This is a genomic window from Methylobacterium sp. A54F (genome assembly GCF_053346035.1).
This window is the reverse complement of the sequence record NZ_JBKFBF010000003.1, coordinates 341,144-357,833: the sequence shown is the minus strand read 5'-3', so window position 1 is coordinate 357,833 and position 16,690 is coordinate 341,144. Positions and strand designations below refer to the sequence as shown.

The following is a 16,690-nucleotide window of genomic DNA, read 5'->3' as shown; positions in this document are numbered from 1 at the left end:
TGCGTTCGACTTGCATGTGTTAAGCCTGCCGCCAGCGTTCGCTCTGAGCCAGGATCAAACTCTCAAGTTGAAGAGCTGATCTCAGCTGATCACAACATAACGGAAGCACACCTCAACCAGACCAAACCAACTACGACAGCACCCCAAGGGGAAACCCCAAGGGACACGGCCACAGCCGCCCGGACCCGGTCGGTGAGCTCTACGAAACGTCGGTCAAGCTTCATCTCTCGATGCCCCAGCCTCTCAGCCGGAGCCGCAAGGACAAGCCGCCCACGCTTCTCTTCCTCAGATCAACTTGTCAAAGATCGCCAGGACGCGGGGCCCGGGCTGCCGAGACGGAACGGAGGCCGTGTGGCCCGCACCCGCTTGCTCGACTGGGAGAACCGTGATACCGGACCGACCGTTCGGTGGTCCGCCTCAGCGGTGGAGGGCGTCTAAGCCCCGCCGATCCCGAAGTCAACTCCGTTTCTCGAACCCGCCGAAGCGGCGCCTGAGCCGGAGCCCGCATCCCAGAGACAAAAACGGCAGGACACCCGGCTTGCGACCGGATCTCCCATCCGAAGCTGTCAGAAGATGCTTCGGCGCCCGGTCCACGTCCGCGGCCGGCGCCGATGAGCAGGGATATACGGAGCCCGATCCCGGCCGTCAACAGGCGAATGCGCGGGGGCCCGGAACTTTCTCGGCTCAGATATCGAGGGTGACGCTCATCCCGTCATGGGCCGGCACCGTCCCGCGGGGCAGCTTCGCGGCGAGGCTCGCGTAGTCGAGGTCGGTGTGGAGGTTGGTCAGGATCGCCCGGCGCGGGCCCACCTCCTCGATCAGCGCGAGCGCCTCCGTGACGGAGTAGTGCGTCGGGTGCGGGGTCTCGCGCAACGCGTCGATGATCAGGAGGTCGAGGCCGCGCAGCGCCGCCTTGGCGGCGTCCGGCATCCGGCTCACGTCGGGCGCGTAGGCGGCGGCCCCGATGCGGAAGCCGAGGGCCGGCTCGTTGCCGTGCTCCATCGCGAAGGGCAGGGCCGGCAGCGGCCCGCCCGGCCCCCCGATCAGCACCCCCTCCCCCGCCACGAGGTCGTTCATCTCGAGGATCGGCGGGTAGTCGCTCCCCGGCGGCGTCACGAAGCAGTAGCCGAAGCGCGCCTCAAGGAGGTCGCGGGTGCGGGCATCCGCGTAGACGGGCAGGCGCCGGCGCATGTGGATCACCAGCGGCCGCACGTCGTCGATGCCGTGGGTGTGGTCGGCGTGGCTGTGGGTGAACAGCACCGCGTCGAGCCGGCTCACCTCCGCGTCGATGAGCTGCTCGCGCAGGTCCGGCGAGGTGTCGATGACGATGCGCGTGGCCTCCGGCCCCTCCCCCCGGCGCTCCACCAGGAGCGAGCAGCGGCGGCGGCGGTTGCGGGGCTCGCCCGGATCGCAGGCGCCCCAGCCGTAGGCGACCCGCGGCACGCCGCCGGACGAGCCGCAGCCGAGGATGCGCAGGGTCAGCGTGGCCATCCGGACCTCCCGCACGGGTGGTATCGCGGGAGCCCAGCGCCTGTCACGCCCCCTCGCCTCCCCGCGCGCCCGGGGCCGCCTTCGCGAACAGGCGGAAGAAGTTCCCGGTGGTGCGTGCGCAGAACTCCGCGAACGGCACCTCCAGGGTCGCGGCGAGCGCGCGGGCGGTGTCGGCCGTGTAGGCGGGCTCGTTGGTGCGCCCGCGATGGGGCTCCGGCGCCAGGAACGGCGCGTCGGTCTCGACGAGGAGCCGGTCCGGCGGGACGCGCCGGGCGATGTCGCGCAGGTCGTGCGAGCGCCGGAAGGTGACGATCCCCGAGAAGGAGACGAACAGGCCGAGGGCGACCCCGGCCTCGGCGAGGCGCCGGCCCGAGGAGAAGCAGTGCAGCACGCCCGAGAACGGGGCCCGGGCCATCTCGTCGGCGAGCACCGCCTCCATGTGGTCGTCGGCGTCGCGGGAATGGATCACCAGCGGCAGGCCGCTCGCGCGGGCGGCCTCGATGTGGGCGCGCAGGACCCGCTCCTGCACCGCCGCCGGCGCCGCGTCGGCGTAGTGGTAGTCGAGCCCCGCCTCCCCGATGCCGACGCAGGCCGGATGGCGGGTGAGCGCCGCGATCGCCTCGGGTGCCACGTCCGGCTCCTCGGCGGCCCCGTGCGGGTGGGTGCCCACCGTGTACCAGACCCCGGGATGGGCCTCGGCGATGGCCCGGTAGGTCTCGGCCTTGGCGACCCGGGTCGAGATCGTGAGCATCCCGGTCACGCCTGCCGCGGCGGCGCGGGCGACGACGCCCGGCAGGTCGGCGGAGAAGTCCGGGAAGTCGAGGTGGCAGTGGCTGTCGATCAGCATCGAATCGGCTCAAGGGTCCCGTCGCGGCCGGCTCAGGCCGCCGGCGCCTCGGGCTCGACGAAGCGGGGGAAGATCGGGGCCGGCGCCGGCAGGCTCGCCCCCGGCGCGAGGCGGTGGTCCGCACCGGCCGCCGCGAAGCTGCGCCGGTCGACCGGCACGGCGAGGAGGTCGAGGAGGGCGGCCGCCGCCGTGGGCACGAAGGGCTGCACCACGAGCGCGACGCCCCGCAGGGTCTCGAGCGTGACGTACAGCACCGTGTTCATCCGCTCCGGGTCGGTCTTGCGCAGGCGCCAGGGCTCCTCGCCGGCGAAGTAGCGGTTGGCCTCCCCCACCACGGCCCAGATCTCGGCGAGCACGGCGTGGAGCGCGAGGTCGCGCATGGCGGTGCGCGCCCGCTCCGGCAGGGCGTCGGCGGCGGCGAGCAGCGCCTGATCGGCCGGCCCGAGCGCGCCCGGCGCCGGCACCCGGCCGTCGCAGTTCTTGGCGACCATGGTGAGCGAGCGCTGCGCCAGGTTGCCGAGGTCGTTGGCGAGGTCCGCGTTGATGCGGTTGATGATCGCCTCGTGGGTGTAGTTGCCGTCCCCGCCGAAGGGCACCTCGCGCAGCACGAAGTAGCGCAGCGGGTCGACCCCGTAGGTGGCGATCAGGTCCATCGGGTCGACGACGTTGCCGAGCGACTTCGACATCTTCTCGCCCTTGGAGAGCAGGAAGCCGTGCCCGAAGACGCGCTTCGGCAGGGGGAGCCCGGCCGACATCAGGAAGGCCGGCCAGTACACCGCGTGGAAGCGGACGATGTCCTTGCCGATCACGTGCAGGTCCACCGGCCAGTAGCGCCGGCGCGGGTCGGCCTCGTCCGGGAAGCCGCAGACCGTGAGGTAGTTCGTCAGCGCGTCGACCCAGACGTACATGACGTGGCCGGGCGCGTCCGGCACCGGCACGCCCCAGTCGAAGGTGGTGCGGCTGATCGAGAGGTCCTTCAGGCCCTGGCGCACGAAGCTCGCGACCTCGTTGCGGCGCGTCTCGGGGCCGATGAAGTCGGGCTGGTCGGCGTAGAGCGCGAGCAGCCGGTCGCCGTAGGCCGAGAGGCGGAAGAGGTAGTTCTCCTCCTCGGTCCACTCCACCGGGGTCTGGGTGGCCTTGGCGCGGCGCGCGCCGTCGGGGCCGAGCTCGGTCTCGTCCTCGCCGTACCAGGCCTCGTCGCGCACCGAGTACCAGCCGATGTACTTCGACAGGTAGATGTCGCCGCTGTCCCGCATGCGCTGCCAGATCGCCCGCGCGGCCGCGTAGTGCTCGGGCTCGGTGGTGCGGATGAAGCGGTCGTGGCTGCAGTTCAGCGCCACGGCCATCGCGCGGAACTTCTCCGCCATCTCGTCGACGAGGGCCCGCGGGGTGGTGCCGAGGCGCGCGGCGGTCTGCTGGATCTTGAGGCCGTGCTCGTCCGTGCCCGTCGTGAACAGGACGTCGTGGCCGTCGAGCCGGTGGAAGCGCGCGATCGCGTCGGTGGCGATGACCTCGTAGGCGTGGCCGATATGAGGCGCGCCGTTCGGGTACGAGATCGCCGTCGTGATGCTGAAGGGGCCCTTCGGCGCGTCCTTCGGTGTCTCAGGGGCCGTCACGCGGGCTGTCTCCGGGATGCCGGGGACGGCGCCTCACGCCGTCCGCACCGCGCCCGCGAGGTCCCCGAACAGGGAGAGGACGAGGGGCCGGCGATCGAGGTTGTAGGTGGCGGCCTCCCGGGCCGCGCGGGCGATCTTGTCACACACCTCGACCAGGGCCGCAAGGCGCGCGGGGGCTTCCGCCCGGCGCCGGTCGAGTTCGGCCGAGACGAAGCGGAACACGGCATCGAGGCTCGCCTCGAACAGGGGTTCGGCGTCGCGCCCCGCCAGGCGCTCGGCCAGCGCCAGGATGCGGCGCCAGTCCGGCTGCTCCAGGCGGGCGAGGAGCGCCTCCACCTCGGCGACGAGGGCCGCCGTGGCGGGGTCGAGCATCGCGACGGTCTTGGCCACCGATCCCTCGGAGGCGGCGGCGGCGCGGGCCAGGATGTCGGGCGCCGGCGCCGCGAAGGGGGCCGGGAAGCCCGCCACGATGCCCGCCACCGCCTCGGGCGCGAGGGCGCGCAGGGCGAGCGCCCGGCAGCGGGAGCGGATCGTCGGCAGCAGGCGCCCGGGCGCGTGGCTCACGATCAGGAACAGCGAGGCCGGGGGCGGCTCCTCCAGCATCTTGAGCAGCGCGTTGGCGCTGTTCGGGTTCAGGTCCTCGGCGCTGTCCACGACGCAGATGCGGTAGCCGGCGTTGCCGGCCGTCGCGCCGAACAGGTCGAGGGCCCTGCGGGCGGCATCGACCGGGATCTTCGTCGGCAACGCCTTTTGGGGGGTGCCCTTGGCGCCGGGCTGCCGGTGGCGGCGCAGCGCCACGAGGTTCGGGTGGGAGAGCGCCGCGACCTTGCGGGCGGCCGGATGCTCGGCCGGCACGTCGAGGCGGTCGGGGACCTGCGCGGAGCCCGGATTGGCGAGGAGCCAGCGGGCGACCCGGTAGGCGAGGGTCGCCTTGCCGATGCCGGGCGGCCCGCCGATCAGCCAGGCATGGTGCAGGCGGCCGGCCCGGATCGCCTCCGCGAAGGCCGCCTCCGCGGCGGCGTGGCCGACGAGCCGCGTGGTCTCGCGGGGCCGCGGCACCCCGGCGAGGTCGCCGGGCTCCACGTCGTCGGGGTCGCGCTCAGGCGGCATCGGTGCGGGTTCCGGAGGCGGGCGAGAGCAGCTCGGGGAAGCGGTCGGCGACCGCCGCGCGGATCGCGGCCGCCACGGCGTCGGGCTCGCGGGCGGCATCGACCAGCACGCAGCGGTCGGGCTCGGCCTCGGCGATGGCCCGGAAGGCCGCGCGCAGGCGCTCGTGGAAGGCGAGCGCCTCCGCCTCGAAGCGGTCTGGCGCCGCGCCGCCGCCGCGGGCCCGGGCCCGGGCGAGGCCGCTCTCGGGGGCGAGGTCGAGGATGAGGGTGAGGTCCGGCCGGGTGTCGCCCACCGCCACGCGCTCCAGCGCCCGCACGACCCCGGCCTCCAGCCCCCCGGCGGCGCCCTGGTACGCCCGGGTCGAGTCGGCGAAGCGGTCGCAGAGCACGATGCCGCCCTCGGCCAGCGCCGGCCGGATCAGGCGGTCGAGGTGGTCGATGCGGGCGGCGCTGAACAGCAGCGCCTCGGCGAAGGGCCCGTAGAGCTTGGCGGCCCCGGCCAGCACCGCCGCGCGGATTTCCTCGGCCCGGGGCGACCCGCCCGGCTCGCGGGTGGTGACGACGCTGCGGGCCCCGGCCGCGCGCAGGTCCTCGGCGAGGCGGGCGACCTGCGTGGACTTGCCGGCCCCCTCCCCGCCCTCGAAGGTGATGAATACGCCCCGCCTGGGCCTGCCCGCCATCGGTCCGGCTCCCCTCAGGACGGGTTGCCGGCCTTGCTGTCGGCCTTGCTGTCAGCCTTGCCGAAGGCGCGGCGGAACAGCCCGGTGCCGACCTCCAGGGCCGCGTCGAGGGCGCGCTGCGGGATGGTGCCGGCCGCGACCGAGGCGCCCGCGTAGAGGGGCTGGTCGAGGGCGACCGCGTCGCCGCGCATCACCCGCAGGCGGCCCACCTCCGCGCCCTCCGCCACGGGGGCGGCGAGCGGGCCGCGATAGACGACCCTGGCGCTCACGCGCTCGCCCGAGCCGCGGGGCAGCAGCAGGCGCACGGGCTTCCGGGCGACCAGCGGGACGCTCCCGGTCTCGCCGCCGAAGACCGAGGCCTCCGCCACGGTCTCGCCCGCCGCGAAGATCTGCCGGGGCTCGAAGGCCCGGAACCCCCACTCCATCAGCTTGCGCGATTCCGAGGCGCGGTCGCGGGCGGTCTTGAGGCCGCTCAGCACCAGGATCAGGCGCTGGCCGTTCTGCACCGCCGAGCCCGTGAGGGCGTAGCCTGATTCCTCGAGGTAGCCGGTCTTCAGCCCATCCGCGCCGATGTCGAGGGTGAGGAGCGGGTTGCGGTTCTGCTGCTTGATCTTGTTCCAGGTGAACTCGCGCTCGGCGAAGATCTTGTAGAGGTCCGGATAGGTGTCGATCAGGTGGATCGCGATCCGCGACATGTCCCGGGCGGTGACCCGCTGGTCGGGGGCGGAGTAGCCGGTCGCGTTCCGGAAGGTCGACTTGGTCATGCCGAGCTCGGCGGCCTTCGCGTTCATCATGTTCGCGAAGGCGCCCTCGGAGCCCGCCATGTTCTCCGCGATGGTGATGGCGGCGTCGTTGCCGGACTGTACGATGAGCCCGCGCAGCAGGTCCGACATCTTGATGCGGCTGTTCACCTGCGCGAACATCGAGGAGCCGCCGCCCCCCGCCCCGCCCCGGCGCCAGGCATCCTCCGTCACCGTGAACTCGGTATCCATGCCGAGGCGGCCCGACTTCAGGGCGTCGAACACGATCTCGGTGGTCATCAGCTTGGCCATGCTGGCCGGGGCGAAGGCCTCGTCGGCCGCCTTCTCGAACAGGACGGACCCGGAATCCGCGTCGATCAGGATGGCGTGCGGCGCCGCCGTCTGGAAGGTCTGGGCCGCCGCCGGACGGGGCGCGGCGGACAGGAGGACGAGGCCGGACAGGGCCGCGAGGGCGCAGGACAGGGCCCAGGACAAAGCGCAGGACGGAGCCCGCACCGCGGCCCGGGAGCTGGACAGGGCCCGGAAGCCGGATCTCACGCGCATCGACAAACCTCGAACCCAGCCGCCCCGAAACGGCCGGGCCCCGAGCCCGGCGCGCAGATCCCGCCCCGGGCCGAGCATACAGCGCTTTGCCGGGCGAATCGAACGCAAGTTCGCCGCGGAACGGGGAAAACCGGAGGGCGCCCGCTCAGTAGACGCCGGCCACCTGGGCGCGCCGGGGGGCTGGCTTGGCAGAGCCGCCGGCCGCGGCCTTGACGGTAGCCGGACCCGCCTTGGCCGAGGCAGCCTTGGCTGGGGTGGCCTTGGCTGGGGCGGCCTGGGGCGCCGCCGCGAGGCGGGCCATGGCGTTCTTCGCGGCGGCCGGCATGGGGGCTCCGGCCGAGGCGGCCTTCTGGGGGCCTGCGGCGGCGGCGAGCTTCGGCGCCGCGTCCCTGCCGGCGGGGGTCCGGCCCGGGGCCGGCCGCGGCGGGGAGACTGCGGCGAGCGCTGCGCCCGCCCGGCCAGGTCCGGCGGCAGGATTTGCGGCAGGATTTGCGGCCAGCCTCAGGGGACCGGCCGCCGCGCCGCGCCCCTGGAGCGCCGCCTTCGGAAGCGATCCGGGATTGAGGCCGGCGAGCCGGGTGCCGGCGCCGTGCGCCCCTGCGGGCGGGCGGCCCGCGGCGGCCAGGGGCGCGGGGGCCATGGGCGCGGGGGCCATGGGCGCGGGGGCCGGCGCAGGAACGGTTGAAGAGACGGGTGCAGGCCGGAAGGCGCCGCCGCGGGCCGCGGTCGGCTGCAGCGCGGCCGGCACCGCGGCGACGGCGCTCGCCACGAGGATCGGCGCGGGCCGCGCCGGGCGCGGCGCCGGGGCCTCCTCCTCCGCCGGGCGGAAGGCCAGGGGCGCGCGGGCCCGCGCGAGGCTGTCGGGGGCCGGGTCGGCGGCGTCGGAGCCGAGATCGGCCAGCATCACCGGCGCCCGGGCGCCCATCGCGGCGGGCTGGCCGTCGGTGCGCAGGGTCGCCATCAGCTTGCGGTCGTCGCTGCCGGCCACCGAGGCCTTGCCCGCATACTCGACGCGCACCCGGCTGGTGCCGCGCCGGTGGAACTCGAGGGCTTCCGCCACCGCCTCCGAGACGTCCATGACCCGGTCGGCGTGATAGGGGCCGCGGTCGTTGACGCGCACGATCATCGAGCGGCCGTTGGCCAGGTTGGTGACGCGGGCGTAGCTCGGCAGCGGCAGGGTCGGATGGGCGGCCGCGATGGAGTGGCGGTCGAACACCTCGCCGTTGGCCGTCATGCGGCCGTGGAAGGCGCTGCCGTACCAGGAGGCCAGCCCCTCGCGGACGTAGCCCCGCGCATCCTCCCGGGGCACGTAGGTGCGGCCGGCCACCACGTAGGGCTTGCCGGAGAAGCGGCGCCCGCCGCCCTTCGGGATCACGTCACCCTCGTTGTAGAGGCGTGGGCTCGCCTTGACGCCGTATTTCGGGTCGAGGCCGTTGCCGGCCGGCGCGGAGGCGAACTTCTGGGTGTTGCTGCTGCAATTCGCGGTGGCCAGCGCGACGCCCGAGACCGCCAGGGCCCGCAGCAGGATGCGCCGGAGGCCGGCCGCGCGCGGGGTCGGCGACCCGGCCTTGATCGAACCCGCCATGCTGACACGCCACCCGTGCTCCGCCGCGAAACGCCACGGCGCGAACCCGGCGCGGAGAGCAGGGCCGGAACGCGCGCCCGGCGGCCGGCGAGACGCGCGGGCCGGATCCGGACACACCGAAGATGCGTGCGGCAGCGTAAAGGAAGCCTGAACGGGCAGGTCGCGGGCCGGCGGGCGCGGGCAGGCTCGGATCCCGCATGAGGATCCTTGCGCAAGCCGCTGATTTTCCTGAATTAAACCGTCTCACTTCCAGTGAAGCGCGAGGCTGGGCAGCGCGGATCGATCGCCGCGCCCCGGTTCAGGCGATGCCTGAGCCGGGGCTCACAAATCCCTCACAGGACTGGGCTTTCACTCGCCCTGGGGGCCTCAGCGCGCCTTGGTCTCGGTGAGCTGCTCAATGGAGCGGGTGCCCCGCTGCTTGAACAGGAGATCGAGCGCCTCGAGCATGATCGCGTGCATCTTGGTGCGCTCCGCGTAGGCGAGGTCGCGCAGCTGGTCGTAGACCGGCGGCTCCAGGTAGACGGACATCTGCCGCGCCCGCTCCTTCAGGGTGGCGTTCGTCCGGCGCGGGGGGGCCGCGCCCCGGTCGAGGGCGACGATCTCGGCGGTCTGGGTCCCGCCGCCCTTGGCCGGCGGCGGGGCGGCGGCCGCGACGATCGAGGCCAGGCTGAGCTTAGGCGGCTTTGACATGCTTGCTCACCTGCATGCGCTTCTCGATCCAGCTCCAGAGGCGGCGCACCTCGCCCGCGGCCTGGCCCTTCGGGTTGAACTCGGTGACGCCCTGGCCGACGCCGATCGCGTCCTGGTGGTCGGTGCGGGCAACGATGTTGACGTCGGGCAGGATGCCGAGCACCGCCAGCCCGTCGGCGGCGTCGCGGATCCGGTAGGAGCGCGGCGGCGTCTGGTTCAGCACGAAGGCGAACTTCTTCTCCAGGCGGTAGACCGCGGCGAGCGTCGGCTTGAAGGCGCGCAGGTCCGCGGGCGTCGGCCGGCAGGGGATGATGCAGAGGTCGGCCGCGCGGATCGCCGAGAGGGTGCCGGTGGAATCGACGCCCGGCGTGTCGATGAAGACGTAGTCGTAGGCCGAGCCCCGCAACTGCTCCATCACGGCCTCGATCTGGGTGGCGTCGATCTGGGCCACCTCCGGCCCATCCGCGGTGCGGTGGTCGAGCCAGTCCGAGATCGTGGCCTGCCGGTCCATCTCCAGGATGCAGACCGCATGGCCGGCCTCGCGCGCGGCGACCGCCAGCGAGATGCAGAGGGTGCTCTTGCCGCTGCCCCCCTTCTGCGTGACGAACGTGATGGCTTTCATCCTGGCGTTCCTCGGCTCGGCGTCGCGCACAACCGGAGCGTCATAAGCGCGACGGCAAACAACGTAGGGTTCGGCTTCCGGGGCCGTGACCGGCCTCCGCCGGGGGCCCGCGCCGGACGCCGGCGGTTCGGGAAGCGTGAGGTCGAGCTTTCGCGGAGCATGGTTAACATCCGGTTAAGCGGCCGGGATCGCAGCATCCCCTGATCCGGCGATCCTGTGACGCCGGGTCCCTCGCGCGCGCGGCCGAACAGATGCCAAATCCAACCTCAGATTGCCAAGGCCGGAATGCCCGGAAATGGCGGGCTTTTCATCGATCGGACCATGCTTTAGACTGCTATGATCTGGACGTTCCGGATCTCTGAAATATACCTCAGGTTTATCATCTACCCGTTGATCCCCCGGCCGGCTCGTCCGGCACGGGGCGGTGCGGGCCAGGGACAGCCATGGCCGAAGACGCGTTTCCGGGCCCATCCACCCCCTTCCATGCCGTCCTCGAAGCGTCGGGGGTGGTCGGCGCCTGGATGCACGACCTGTGGGACGGGCGCCTGGCGCTGACGGGTTCGCTCGCGGCCCTGCTCGGCCTCGACCCGGCCGCGGCCGCGCACGGGGTGCCGCTCGCGGCGTTCCTCGCCCGGACCCATCCGGAGGACCGCACCCGGATCGAGAACTACCTCCACGCGGTCGGCGAGACCGGGGGGCCGATCGAGGCAGAGTTCCGCACCCTCGCGACGCGGGCGGGCTCCCGCAAGCTCCTGATGCGCGGGCGGATCGAGCGCGACGCGAGCGGTCGCACCGCCCGCGGCCAGGGCATCGCCATCGACCTGACCGAGGGCCAGGCCGCGAGCCTCGCGCAGGCGGAGCGCCTGGTGAACCGCATGGCCGAGCACGCCATCACCCTGCGCAGCCTCGCCGAGGCCCTGCAGCGGCCGGGCCTCGTCAGGCGCGTCGACGGCCTGATGATCGAGATCGGCTTCGAGCTCGCCCGCCACCTGCGCGCGCCGAAGAGCGGCGACAGCCGGCACTGACGTCGGGAGGGGTGCGCGGGGGCGCTCCCCGCCCCGTCACCGGGCGGTGCGGAAGACCTGCAGGTCGAGGTCGCGGACCTTCTTGCGCAGGGTGTTGCGGTTGACGCCGAGGAGCTCGGCGGCGCGGATCTGGTTGCCGCGGGTGGCGGCCAGCGCCGCGCCGATGAGCGGCCCCTCGATCTCGCGCAGGATCCGGTGGTAGAGGCCGGGCGGCGGCAGGGTGTCCCGGTAGCCGGAGAAGTACTCCGACAGGTGGCGCTCGACGGCGCCCGACAGGGTCTCGGACTCGCCGCCCTTGCGGGCGCCGTTGGCGGCCGCGGGCGTGCCCTGCGCGAGCGGCAGGGTGTCGAGTTCGGCCTCGATCACCGGGCCCGTGATGGTCTCCTGCGGGTAGAGCGCCGCGAGGCGGCGCACGAGGTTCTCGAGCTCGCGCACGTTGCCGGGCCAGCGGTAGCGCTTGAGCCGCTCCATGGCGTCGCCGTCGAGGGTCTTGCGGGTCAGCCCCTCGCGCTCGACGAGCACGAAGAAGTGGCGCACGAGGTCCGGCACGTCCTCGGAGCGCTCGCGCAGCGCCGGCAGCCGGAGCGGCACCACGTTGAGGCGGAAGAACAGGTCCTCGCGGAAGATCCCCTGCTGGATCGAGACGCGCAGGTCCTTGTTGGTCGCCGCGATGATGCGGACGTTGGTCTTGATCGGCACGCGGCCGCCGACCGTGGTGTACTCGCCCTGCTGCAGCACGCGCAGCAGCCGGGTCTGGGCCTCCATCGGCATGTCGCCGATCTCGTCGAGGAAGAGGGTGCCGCCCTCCGCCTGCTCGAAGCGGCCCGCCGAGCGCTGGAGCGCCCCCGTGAAGGCGCCCTTCTCGTGGCCGAACAGCTCCGACTCGATGAGGTCGCGGGGGATCGCCGCCATGTTGACGGGCACGAACGGGCCGGTGCGGCGGCGGCCGTAATCGTGGAGCGCGCGCGCCACCAGCTCCTTGCCGGTGCCGGACTCGCCGGTGATCATCACGGTGAGGTCGGTGGGCATCAGGCGGGCGAGGGCCCGGTAGATCTCCTGCATGGCCGGCGAGCGGCCGACGAGCGGGATGTCCTCGTTCTCCGCCTGAGCGCCCGCCGCCGGCGTGCCGCGGGGCCGGGAGAGGGCGCGGCCGACGATGGCGGTGAGCTCCTTCAGGTCGAAGGGCTTGGGCAGGTACTCGTAGGCGCCCCGCTCCGAGGCGCGGATCGCCGTCATGAAGGTGTTCTGCGCGCTCATCACGATGATCGGCAGCTCCGGCCGCACCCGCTTGATGCGGGGCAGGAGGTCGAACACGTTCTCGTCCGGCATCACCACGTCGGTGATGACGAGGTCGCCCTCCCCCTGCGCCACCCAGCGCCAGAGGGTCGCGCAATTGCCGGTGGTGCGGACCTCGTAGCCCGCCCGAGACAACGCCTGGTTGAGGACGGTGCGGATGGCTGCGTCGTCGTCCGCGACGATGATGTGGCCGTTCGGCATGACTCTACTCGGCCTCCACGACCGATTCGCGCCCGTCCCGGGCGCTCGACATGGGCAGGAGAAGGCGGAAGGTGGTCCGGCGGGGCACGGGATCGCACTCGACGATGCCCCCGTGGTCGCCGACGATCTTGGCCACCAATGCAAGACCGAGGCCGGAGCCCTGGCTCTTGGTGGTGACGAAGGGGTCGAACAGGTTCGGCAGCAGCTCGGCGGTGACGCCGGGGCCGTTGTCGCGCACCGCCACCTCGATCGGCAGGCTGACGCGCTCGCGCGAGCCCGGGATCTGCAGGCGCAGGCCCGTCCGGAAGGCGGTCGAGAGCGTGATCTCGCCGTCCACCGTGTCGCCGCCGATCGCCTCCGCGGCGTTCTTCACGAGGTTGAGGATGACCTGGATGAGCTGGTCGCGGTTGCCCAGCACGGGCGGGAGCGAGGGGTCGTAGTTCTCGATGAAGCGGATGTGCCGGGCAAAGCCCGACTGGGCCGAGCGCTTCACCTGGTCGAGGACGCCGTGGACGTTGACCGGTCCGCGCTCCACCGGGCGCTCGTCGCCGAACAGCTCCATGCGCTCGACGATGCGCACGATGCGGTCCGACTCGTCGCAGATCAGCTGCGTCAGCACCCGGTCCTCCTCGGCGCCCGACTGCTCGAGGAGCTGGGCGGCGCCGCGGATGCCGGCGAGCGGGTTCTTGATCTCGTGGGCCAGCATGGCGCCCAGCGCCACCATGGAGCGCGCCGCCCCCCGGTGCGTGAGCTGGCGATTCATCTTGTCCGCGATGGTGCGCTCCTGGAGCATCAGCACCACGGCCTCGCCGTCGTCGCCGAGCGCCGTCGCGAACACGTCGACGCTGCGCTCCTGGCCGGTGCGGGGCTGCACCAGCTCGACCCGGTACTCGCTGACGCTGGAGCGGCGCCGACGCACCTCGGCCACGAGGGCGATGATCGGCGAGGCGAAGGGGATGATGTCGCGCAGCCGCCGCCGCTGCATCAGCCGCGCCGAGTGGTCGAAGAAGCTCTCCGCCGCGTGGTTGCAGTGGAGGATGCGCTCGTCCGCCCCGATGGTCAGCACCGGCAGGGGCAGGGCGTTGATCACCGCCTCCGAGGTCAGGCCGGGCTTCGGCCAGCCGTTGCCGGGCTCGCTCATGCGGCCTCCCCGATCGCGTCGGCGGACGAGGGGGACGGCACGGTGGGCGAGGCGGCCGGGTCCCGGAAGGCGCGGAGGATGAGGGCGCGCGCCACGGCGGGTTCCGGGGTGGTGAGGAGGCGGGTGCGGTCGGACGGGCTCAGCGCCCCCGGCCCGGCCGCGTCCGCGTAGGCCGCGAGGTGCTTGCGGGCGTGGCGCACGCCCATGGCGGGTCCGTAGAGGTCGATCAGGCCGTCGTAGTGCTCCGCCGCGATGGCACCCATCGCGGCGCGCCCGGGCGCCTCCGCCCCGGCGCGTCCCGCGAGGCCCGCGGCGATCTGCCCCGGCAGCCAGGGGCGCCCCACGGCTCCGCGCCCGATCATCAGGCCGGCGGCGCCCGAGGCCGCGAGGCAGGCGCGGGCCCCGTCGAGGTCGACGATGTCGCCGTTGGCGATCACGGGGATGCCCACAGCCTCGACCACGGCGCGGATCGCCGCCCAGTCGGCCCGCCCCTTGTAGAATTGCTGGCGGGTGCGCCCGTGCACGATGACGGCGTTCACCCCGAGCGCCTCGGCCCGCCGGGCGAGGTCGGGGGCGTTGCGGGCCGCGTCGTCCCAGCCGAGGCGCATCTTCAGGGTGACGGGCACCGCCACCGCCCCACGCACCGCCGCGATGAGGCGGCTCGCATGGTCGAGGTCGCGCATCAGCGCGGAGCCCGACTGGCCGCCCGTCACCACCTTGGCGGGGCAGCCCATGTTGATGTCGACGGCGTCCGCCCCGTTGTCGGCCGCGAGGCGGGCGGCCTCCGCCATCGGCCCGGGCTGGCAGCCCGCGAGCTGGACCACGTGCGGGTCGATCCCGGCGCCCTCCGCCCGCAGGCGGGCCTCGGCCGAGCCGCGGGCGAACTCCGCTGCTGCCACCATCTCGGAGACCGCGGCGTCGGCGCCGAGGCGCCGGGCGATCCGGCGCATGTGGAGGTCGGTGACGCCGGAGAGCGGCGCCAGCAGCACCGGCACGACGCCGGCCGCGGGCCTCGCCGAGCGCAGGACGCTCAAATAATGATCATTCGCCATTCTGCACAAGGAATAGACAAAAGCGCCGGAGACGCAAGCGCCCGGCGCGATTTGATTTCGGATCGCGCGCCGCTTAAACGACCGGCAGCCGGGCCTCCAGCGAAACCTCCGGGTCTCCCCTGCCCTGTCGGGTTCCTTGGCGGGCGCGCGGCCGGAACCACGTCCATCCTGCCGCGGAACGATGACCGTTTCGCGCAACCGGCGCCGGAAAGGCGCGAAGCGGCCCGTCCATGTCCAGCATCGCCGAGAGCGTGGCCGCCATCGTCGTCGCGGCCGGCAAGGGCATCCGCGTCGGCGGCGGCACGCCGAAGCAGTACCGCCGCGTGGGCGGGCAGCCCGTGCTGACCCGGACGCTCGCCGCCCTCGGGGGCCATGACGGCATCGCCCGGATCCAGGTGGTGATCGCCGCCGACGCCGCCGCCTTCTACCGAGACTGCGTCGCGGACCTGCCGGCGGCCGTGCGCGCCAAGCTCGCGGCACCCGTGGAGGGCGGCGCGACCCGCCAGCAATCGGTGCGGGCGGGGGTCGAGGCCCTGGCCGCCGGGGAGCCCGGCCGCGAGCCCGCGATCGTCCTCGTGCACGACGCCGCCCGCCCCTACGTCGATGCCGGCCTGATCGACCGCGCGGTCGCGGCGGGGCGCGACTACGGCGCCGCGGTGCCGGGCGTGCCGGTGAGCGACACGATCAAGCTCGTGGAGGCCGAGGCCCCCGGCATCGGCCGGGTGCGCGAGACGCCGGCCCGCGAGGCGCTGCGCGCCGTGCAGACCCCGCAGGCCTTCGCCTACGGGGCGCTCCGCGAGGCCCACCGGTCCGCTGCGGCCGAGGGGCTGCACGGCTTCACCGACGACGGCGCGCTCGCCGAGTGGGCGGGCCTGCCGGTGGTGACCTTCGAGGGTGACCTCGCCAACCGCAAGATCACGCAGGCCTCCGACCTGACCGAGGCCGACCGCGCCTTCGCGGGCCGGGATGCCGAGAGGAGTTCCGCCATGACCGCCTACGTCACCCGCCTGGGCACCGGCTTCGACGTCCACGCCTTCACGGAGGGCGACCACGTCTGGCTCGGCGGCATCCGCATCCCGGCCGACCGCGGCGTGCTCGCCCATTCGGACGGCGACGTGGCGCTGCACGCGCTCACCGACGCGCTGCTGGGCGCCATCGCGGACGGGGATATCGGCACCCACTTCCCGCCCTCGGACGAGCGCTGGCGGGGAGCCGCCTCCGACCAGTTCCTGGCGCACGCGGTCTCGCTGGTGCGGGCGCGGGGCGGCCGGATCGACCATCTCGACATCACGGTGCTGGCCGAGGCGCCGCGCATCGGCCAGCACCGGGAGGCGATCCGCGCGCGCATCGCCGAGATCTGCGGCGTGCCGCTCTCGGCGGTCTCGATCAAGGCGACCACCACGGAGAAGCTCGGCTTCGTCGGCCGCGCCGAGGGCCTCGCCGCCCAGGCCGCCGCCACGATCCGCCTGCCCGAGGAGCCCGAGGCCCTCGACGCGCAGGCCGAGACCGCGATGCGGCAGGGCTGAGGGCGTGCTCGCCGACGCCGGCCTCCTCGCCCGCGCCGAAGCCCTCGTCGCGGCCTACGCGGCGGCGGGGCGGCGGCTCGCCACCGCCGAATCCTGCACCGGCGGGCTGGTGGCCGGGCTCCTCACCGCGGTCCCGGGGTCCTCGGCGGTGGTGGAGCGCGGCTTCGTCACGTACTCGAACGAGGCCAAGCAGGAGATGCTCGGGGTGCCGGCCGCGACGCTCGCGGCCCACGGCGCGGTGAGCGAGGCGACCGCCCGCGCCATGGCCGAGGGGGCGCTGGCCCGGTCCCGGGCCGAGGTCGCGGTGGCGATCACCGGCATCGCCGGCCCCGGGGGCGGCAGCCCGGACAAGCCCGTGGGCCTCGTCCAGTTCGGCCTTGCCGCCTCGGGCCGCCCGACCGTCCACCGGATGCGCCGCTACGGCGACCCCGGCCGCGCCGAGATCCGCCGCCTGGCGGTGGCCGATGCGCTCGACCTCCTGGAGGCGGCCCTCGCCGGGCCCTGA

15 protein-coding genes and 1 rRNA gene are annotated in these 16,690 nt (G+C 73.7%); 3 read left to right on the top strand and 13 right to left on the bottom strand.

What is annotated here, in order from left to right; genetic code table 11:
* The 10 genes from ACLBXP_RS08080 to ACLBXP_RS08035 form a co-directional block, all read right to left on the bottom strand.
* Positions 1-70: ribosomal RNA gene (locus ACLBXP_RS08080) — 16S ribosomal RNA — on the bottom strand; the annotation flags it as partial.
* Positions 71-684: 614 nt separating this feature from the next.
* Positions 685-1,491 (bottom strand): MBL fold metallo-hydrolase, encoded by an 807-nt coding sequence (locus ACLBXP_RS08075; protein ID WP_447667101.1) that lies wholly within the window; start codon positions 1,489-1,491, stop codon positions 685-687.
* Between the two features lie 43 nt (positions 1,492-1,534).
* A complete protein-coding gene (locus tag ACLBXP_RS08070) occupies positions 1,535-2,338 on the bottom strand; it encodes a TatD family hydrolase (protein ID WP_447667100.1) in 804 nt (267 codons plus the stop codon).
* Between the two features lie 32 nt (positions 2,339-2,370).
* The gene (gene metG / locus ACLBXP_RS08065) at positions 2,371-3,954 is read right to left on the bottom strand and encodes a methionine--tRNA ligase (RefSeq protein ID WP_447667098.1); all 1,584 of its coding nucleotides are present in this window, start codon (positions 3,952-3,954) and stop codon (positions 2,371-2,373) included.
* Positions 3,955-3,987: 33 nt separating this feature from the next.
* The gene (locus ACLBXP_RS08060) at positions 3,988-5,064 is read right to left on the bottom strand and encodes a DNA polymerase III subunit delta' (RefSeq protein ID WP_447667097.1); all 1,077 of its coding nucleotides are present in this window, start codon (positions 5,062-5,064) and stop codon (positions 3,988-3,990) included.
* Positions 5,054-5,743 (bottom strand): dTMP kinase, encoded by a 690-nt coding sequence (gene tmk / locus ACLBXP_RS08055; RefSeq protein WP_447667096.1) that lies wholly within the window; start codon positions 5,741-5,743, stop codon positions 5,054-5,056. The genes ACLBXP_RS08060 and tmk overlap by 11 nt, the downstream gene beginning before the upstream one ends.
* Before the next feature lie 14 nt (positions 5,744-5,757).
* A complete protein-coding gene (locus ACLBXP_RS08050) occupies positions 5,758-7,047 on the bottom strand; it encodes a D-alanyl-D-alanine carboxypeptidase family protein (protein ID WP_447667094.1) in 1,290 nt (429 codons plus the stop codon).
* Between the two features lie 145 nt (positions 7,048-7,192).
* A complete protein-coding gene (locus ACLBXP_RS08045; RefSeq protein ID WP_447667092.1) occupies positions 7,193-8,632 on the bottom strand; it encodes a septal ring lytic transglycosylase RlpA family protein in 1,440 nt (479 codons plus the stop codon).
* Between the two features lie 366 nt (positions 8,633-8,998).
* Positions 8,999-9,322: a ribbon-helix-helix domain-containing protein gene (locus ACLBXP_RS08040; protein WP_447667091.1), complete on the bottom strand. Its 324-nt coding sequence runs from the start codon at positions 9,320-9,322 to the stop codon at positions 8,999-9,001.
* The gene (locus ACLBXP_RS08035) at positions 9,306-9,944 is read right to left on the bottom strand and encodes an AAA family ATPase (RefSeq protein WP_447667090.1); all 639 of its coding nucleotides are present in this window, start codon (positions 9,942-9,944) and stop codon (positions 9,306-9,308) included. Before ACLBXP_RS08035 ends, ACLBXP_RS08040 begins: the two co-directional genes overlap by 17 nt.
* Before the next feature lie 443 nt (positions 9,945-10,387).
* Between ACLBXP_RS08035 and ACLBXP_RS08030 the strand changes: the two genes are divergently transcribed.
* Positions 10,388-10,969 (top strand): PAS domain-containing protein, encoded by a 582-nt coding sequence (locus ACLBXP_RS08030; protein WP_447667088.1) that lies wholly within the window; start codon positions 10,388-10,390, stop codon positions 10,967-10,969.
* A 36-nt stretch (positions 10,970-11,005) separates the two neighbouring features.
* Here ACLBXP_RS08030 and ntrC read toward each other — a convergent pair whose 3' ends face one another.
* Genes ntrC through dusB form a run of 3 tightly spaced genes read right to left on the bottom strand, consistent with a single transcriptional unit; the run spans position 11,006 to position 14,659 of the window.
* The gene (ntrC, locus tag ACLBXP_RS08025; RefSeq protein ID WP_447667086.1) at positions 11,006-12,466 is read right to left on the bottom strand and encodes a nitrogen regulation protein NR(I); all 1,461 of its coding nucleotides are present in this window, start codon (positions 12,464-12,466) and stop codon (positions 11,006-11,008) included.
* A 4-nt stretch (positions 12,467-12,470) separates the two neighbouring features.
* Positions 12,471-13,607, bottom strand: coding sequence for a two-component system sensor histidine kinase NtrB (locus ACLBXP_RS08020; protein WP_447667085.1), 1,137 nt, complete (start codon positions 13,605-13,607; stop codon positions 12,471-12,473).
* Positions 13,604-14,659 carry a tRNA dihydrouridine synthase DusB gene (gene dusB, locus ACLBXP_RS08015; RefSeq protein WP_447667084.1) on the bottom strand — a complete coding sequence of 352 codons (1,056 nt, stop codon included), beginning with the start codon at positions 14,657-14,659 and terminating at the stop codon, positions 13,604-13,606. The genes ACLBXP_RS08020 and dusB overlap by 4 nt, the downstream gene beginning before the upstream one ends.
* Positions 14,660-14,889: 230 nt before the next feature.
* On the opposite strand from dusB, the gene ACLBXP_RS08010 reads away from it, so the two are divergent.
* Together ACLBXP_RS08010 and ACLBXP_RS08005 are read left to right on the top strand one after the other, a co-directional pair.
* A complete protein-coding gene (locus ACLBXP_RS08010) occupies positions 14,890-16,185 on the top strand; it encodes a bifunctional 2-C-methyl-D-erythritol 4-phosphate cytidylyltransferase/2-C-methyl-D-erythritol 2,4-cyclodiphosphate synthase (protein ID WP_447667082.1) in 1,296 nt (431 codons plus the stop codon).
* A gap of 4 nt (positions 16,186-16,189) precedes the next feature.
* Positions 16,190-16,690 (top strand): CinA family protein, encoded by a 501-nt coding sequence (locus tag ACLBXP_RS08005; RefSeq protein ID WP_447667081.1) that lies wholly within the window; start codon positions 16,190-16,192, stop codon positions 16,688-16,690.

Excerpts from the sequence above, each read along its gene's own strand:
- ACLBXP_RS08020 (WP_447667085.1), bottom strand. The coding sequence starts at position 13,607 with ATGAGCGAGCCCGGCAACGGCTGGCCGAAGCCCGGCCTGACCTCGGAG.
- ACLBXP_RS08030 (WP_447667088.1), top strand. The coding sequence starts at position 10,388 with ATGGCCGAAGACGCGTTTCCGGGCCCATCCACCCCCTTCCATGCCGTC.
- dusB (WP_447667084.1), bottom strand. The coding sequence starts at position 14,659 with ATGGCGAATGATCATTATTTGAGCGTCCTGCGCTCGGCGAGGCCCGCG.
- ACLBXP_RS08040 (WP_447667091.1), bottom strand. The coding sequence starts at position 9,322 with ATGTCAAAGCCGCCTAAGCTCAGCCTGGCCTCGATCGTCGCGGCCGCC.
- ACLBXP_RS08060 (WP_447667097.1), bottom strand. The coding sequence starts at position 5,064 with ATGCCGCCTGAGCGCGACCCCGACGACGTGGAGCCCGGCGACCTCGCC.
- ntrC (WP_447667086.1), bottom strand. The coding sequence starts at position 12,466 with ATGCCGAACGGCCACATCATCGTCGCGGACGACGACGCAGCCATCCGC.
- ACLBXP_RS08075 (WP_447667101.1), bottom strand. The coding sequence starts at position 1,491 with ATGGCCACGCTGACCCTGCGCATCCTCGGCTGCGGCTCGTCCGGCGGC.
- ACLBXP_RS08070 (WP_447667100.1), bottom strand. The coding sequence starts at position 2,338 with ATGCTGATCGACAGCCACTGCCACCTCGACTTCCCGGACTTCTCCGCC.
- ACLBXP_RS08010 (WP_447667082.1), top strand. The coding sequence starts at position 14,890 with ATGTCCAGCATCGCCGAGAGCGTGGCCGCCATCGTCGTCGCGGCCGGC.
- ACLBXP_RS08035 (WP_447667090.1), bottom strand. The coding sequence starts at position 9,944 with ATGAAAGCCATCACGTTCGTCACGCAGAAGGGGGGCAGCGGCAAGAGC.
- ACLBXP_RS08050 (WP_447667094.1), bottom strand. The coding sequence starts at position 7,047 with ATGCGCGTGAGATCCGGCTTCCGGGCCCTGTCCAGCTCCCGGGCCGCG.
- ACLBXP_RS08045 (WP_447667092.1), bottom strand. The coding sequence starts at position 8,632 with ATGGCGGGTTCGATCAAGGCCGGGTCGCCGACCCCGCGCGCGGCCGGC.
- tmk (WP_447667096.1), bottom strand. The coding sequence starts at position 5,743 with ATGGCGGGCAGGCCCAGGCGGGGCGTATTCATCACCTTCGAGGGCGGG.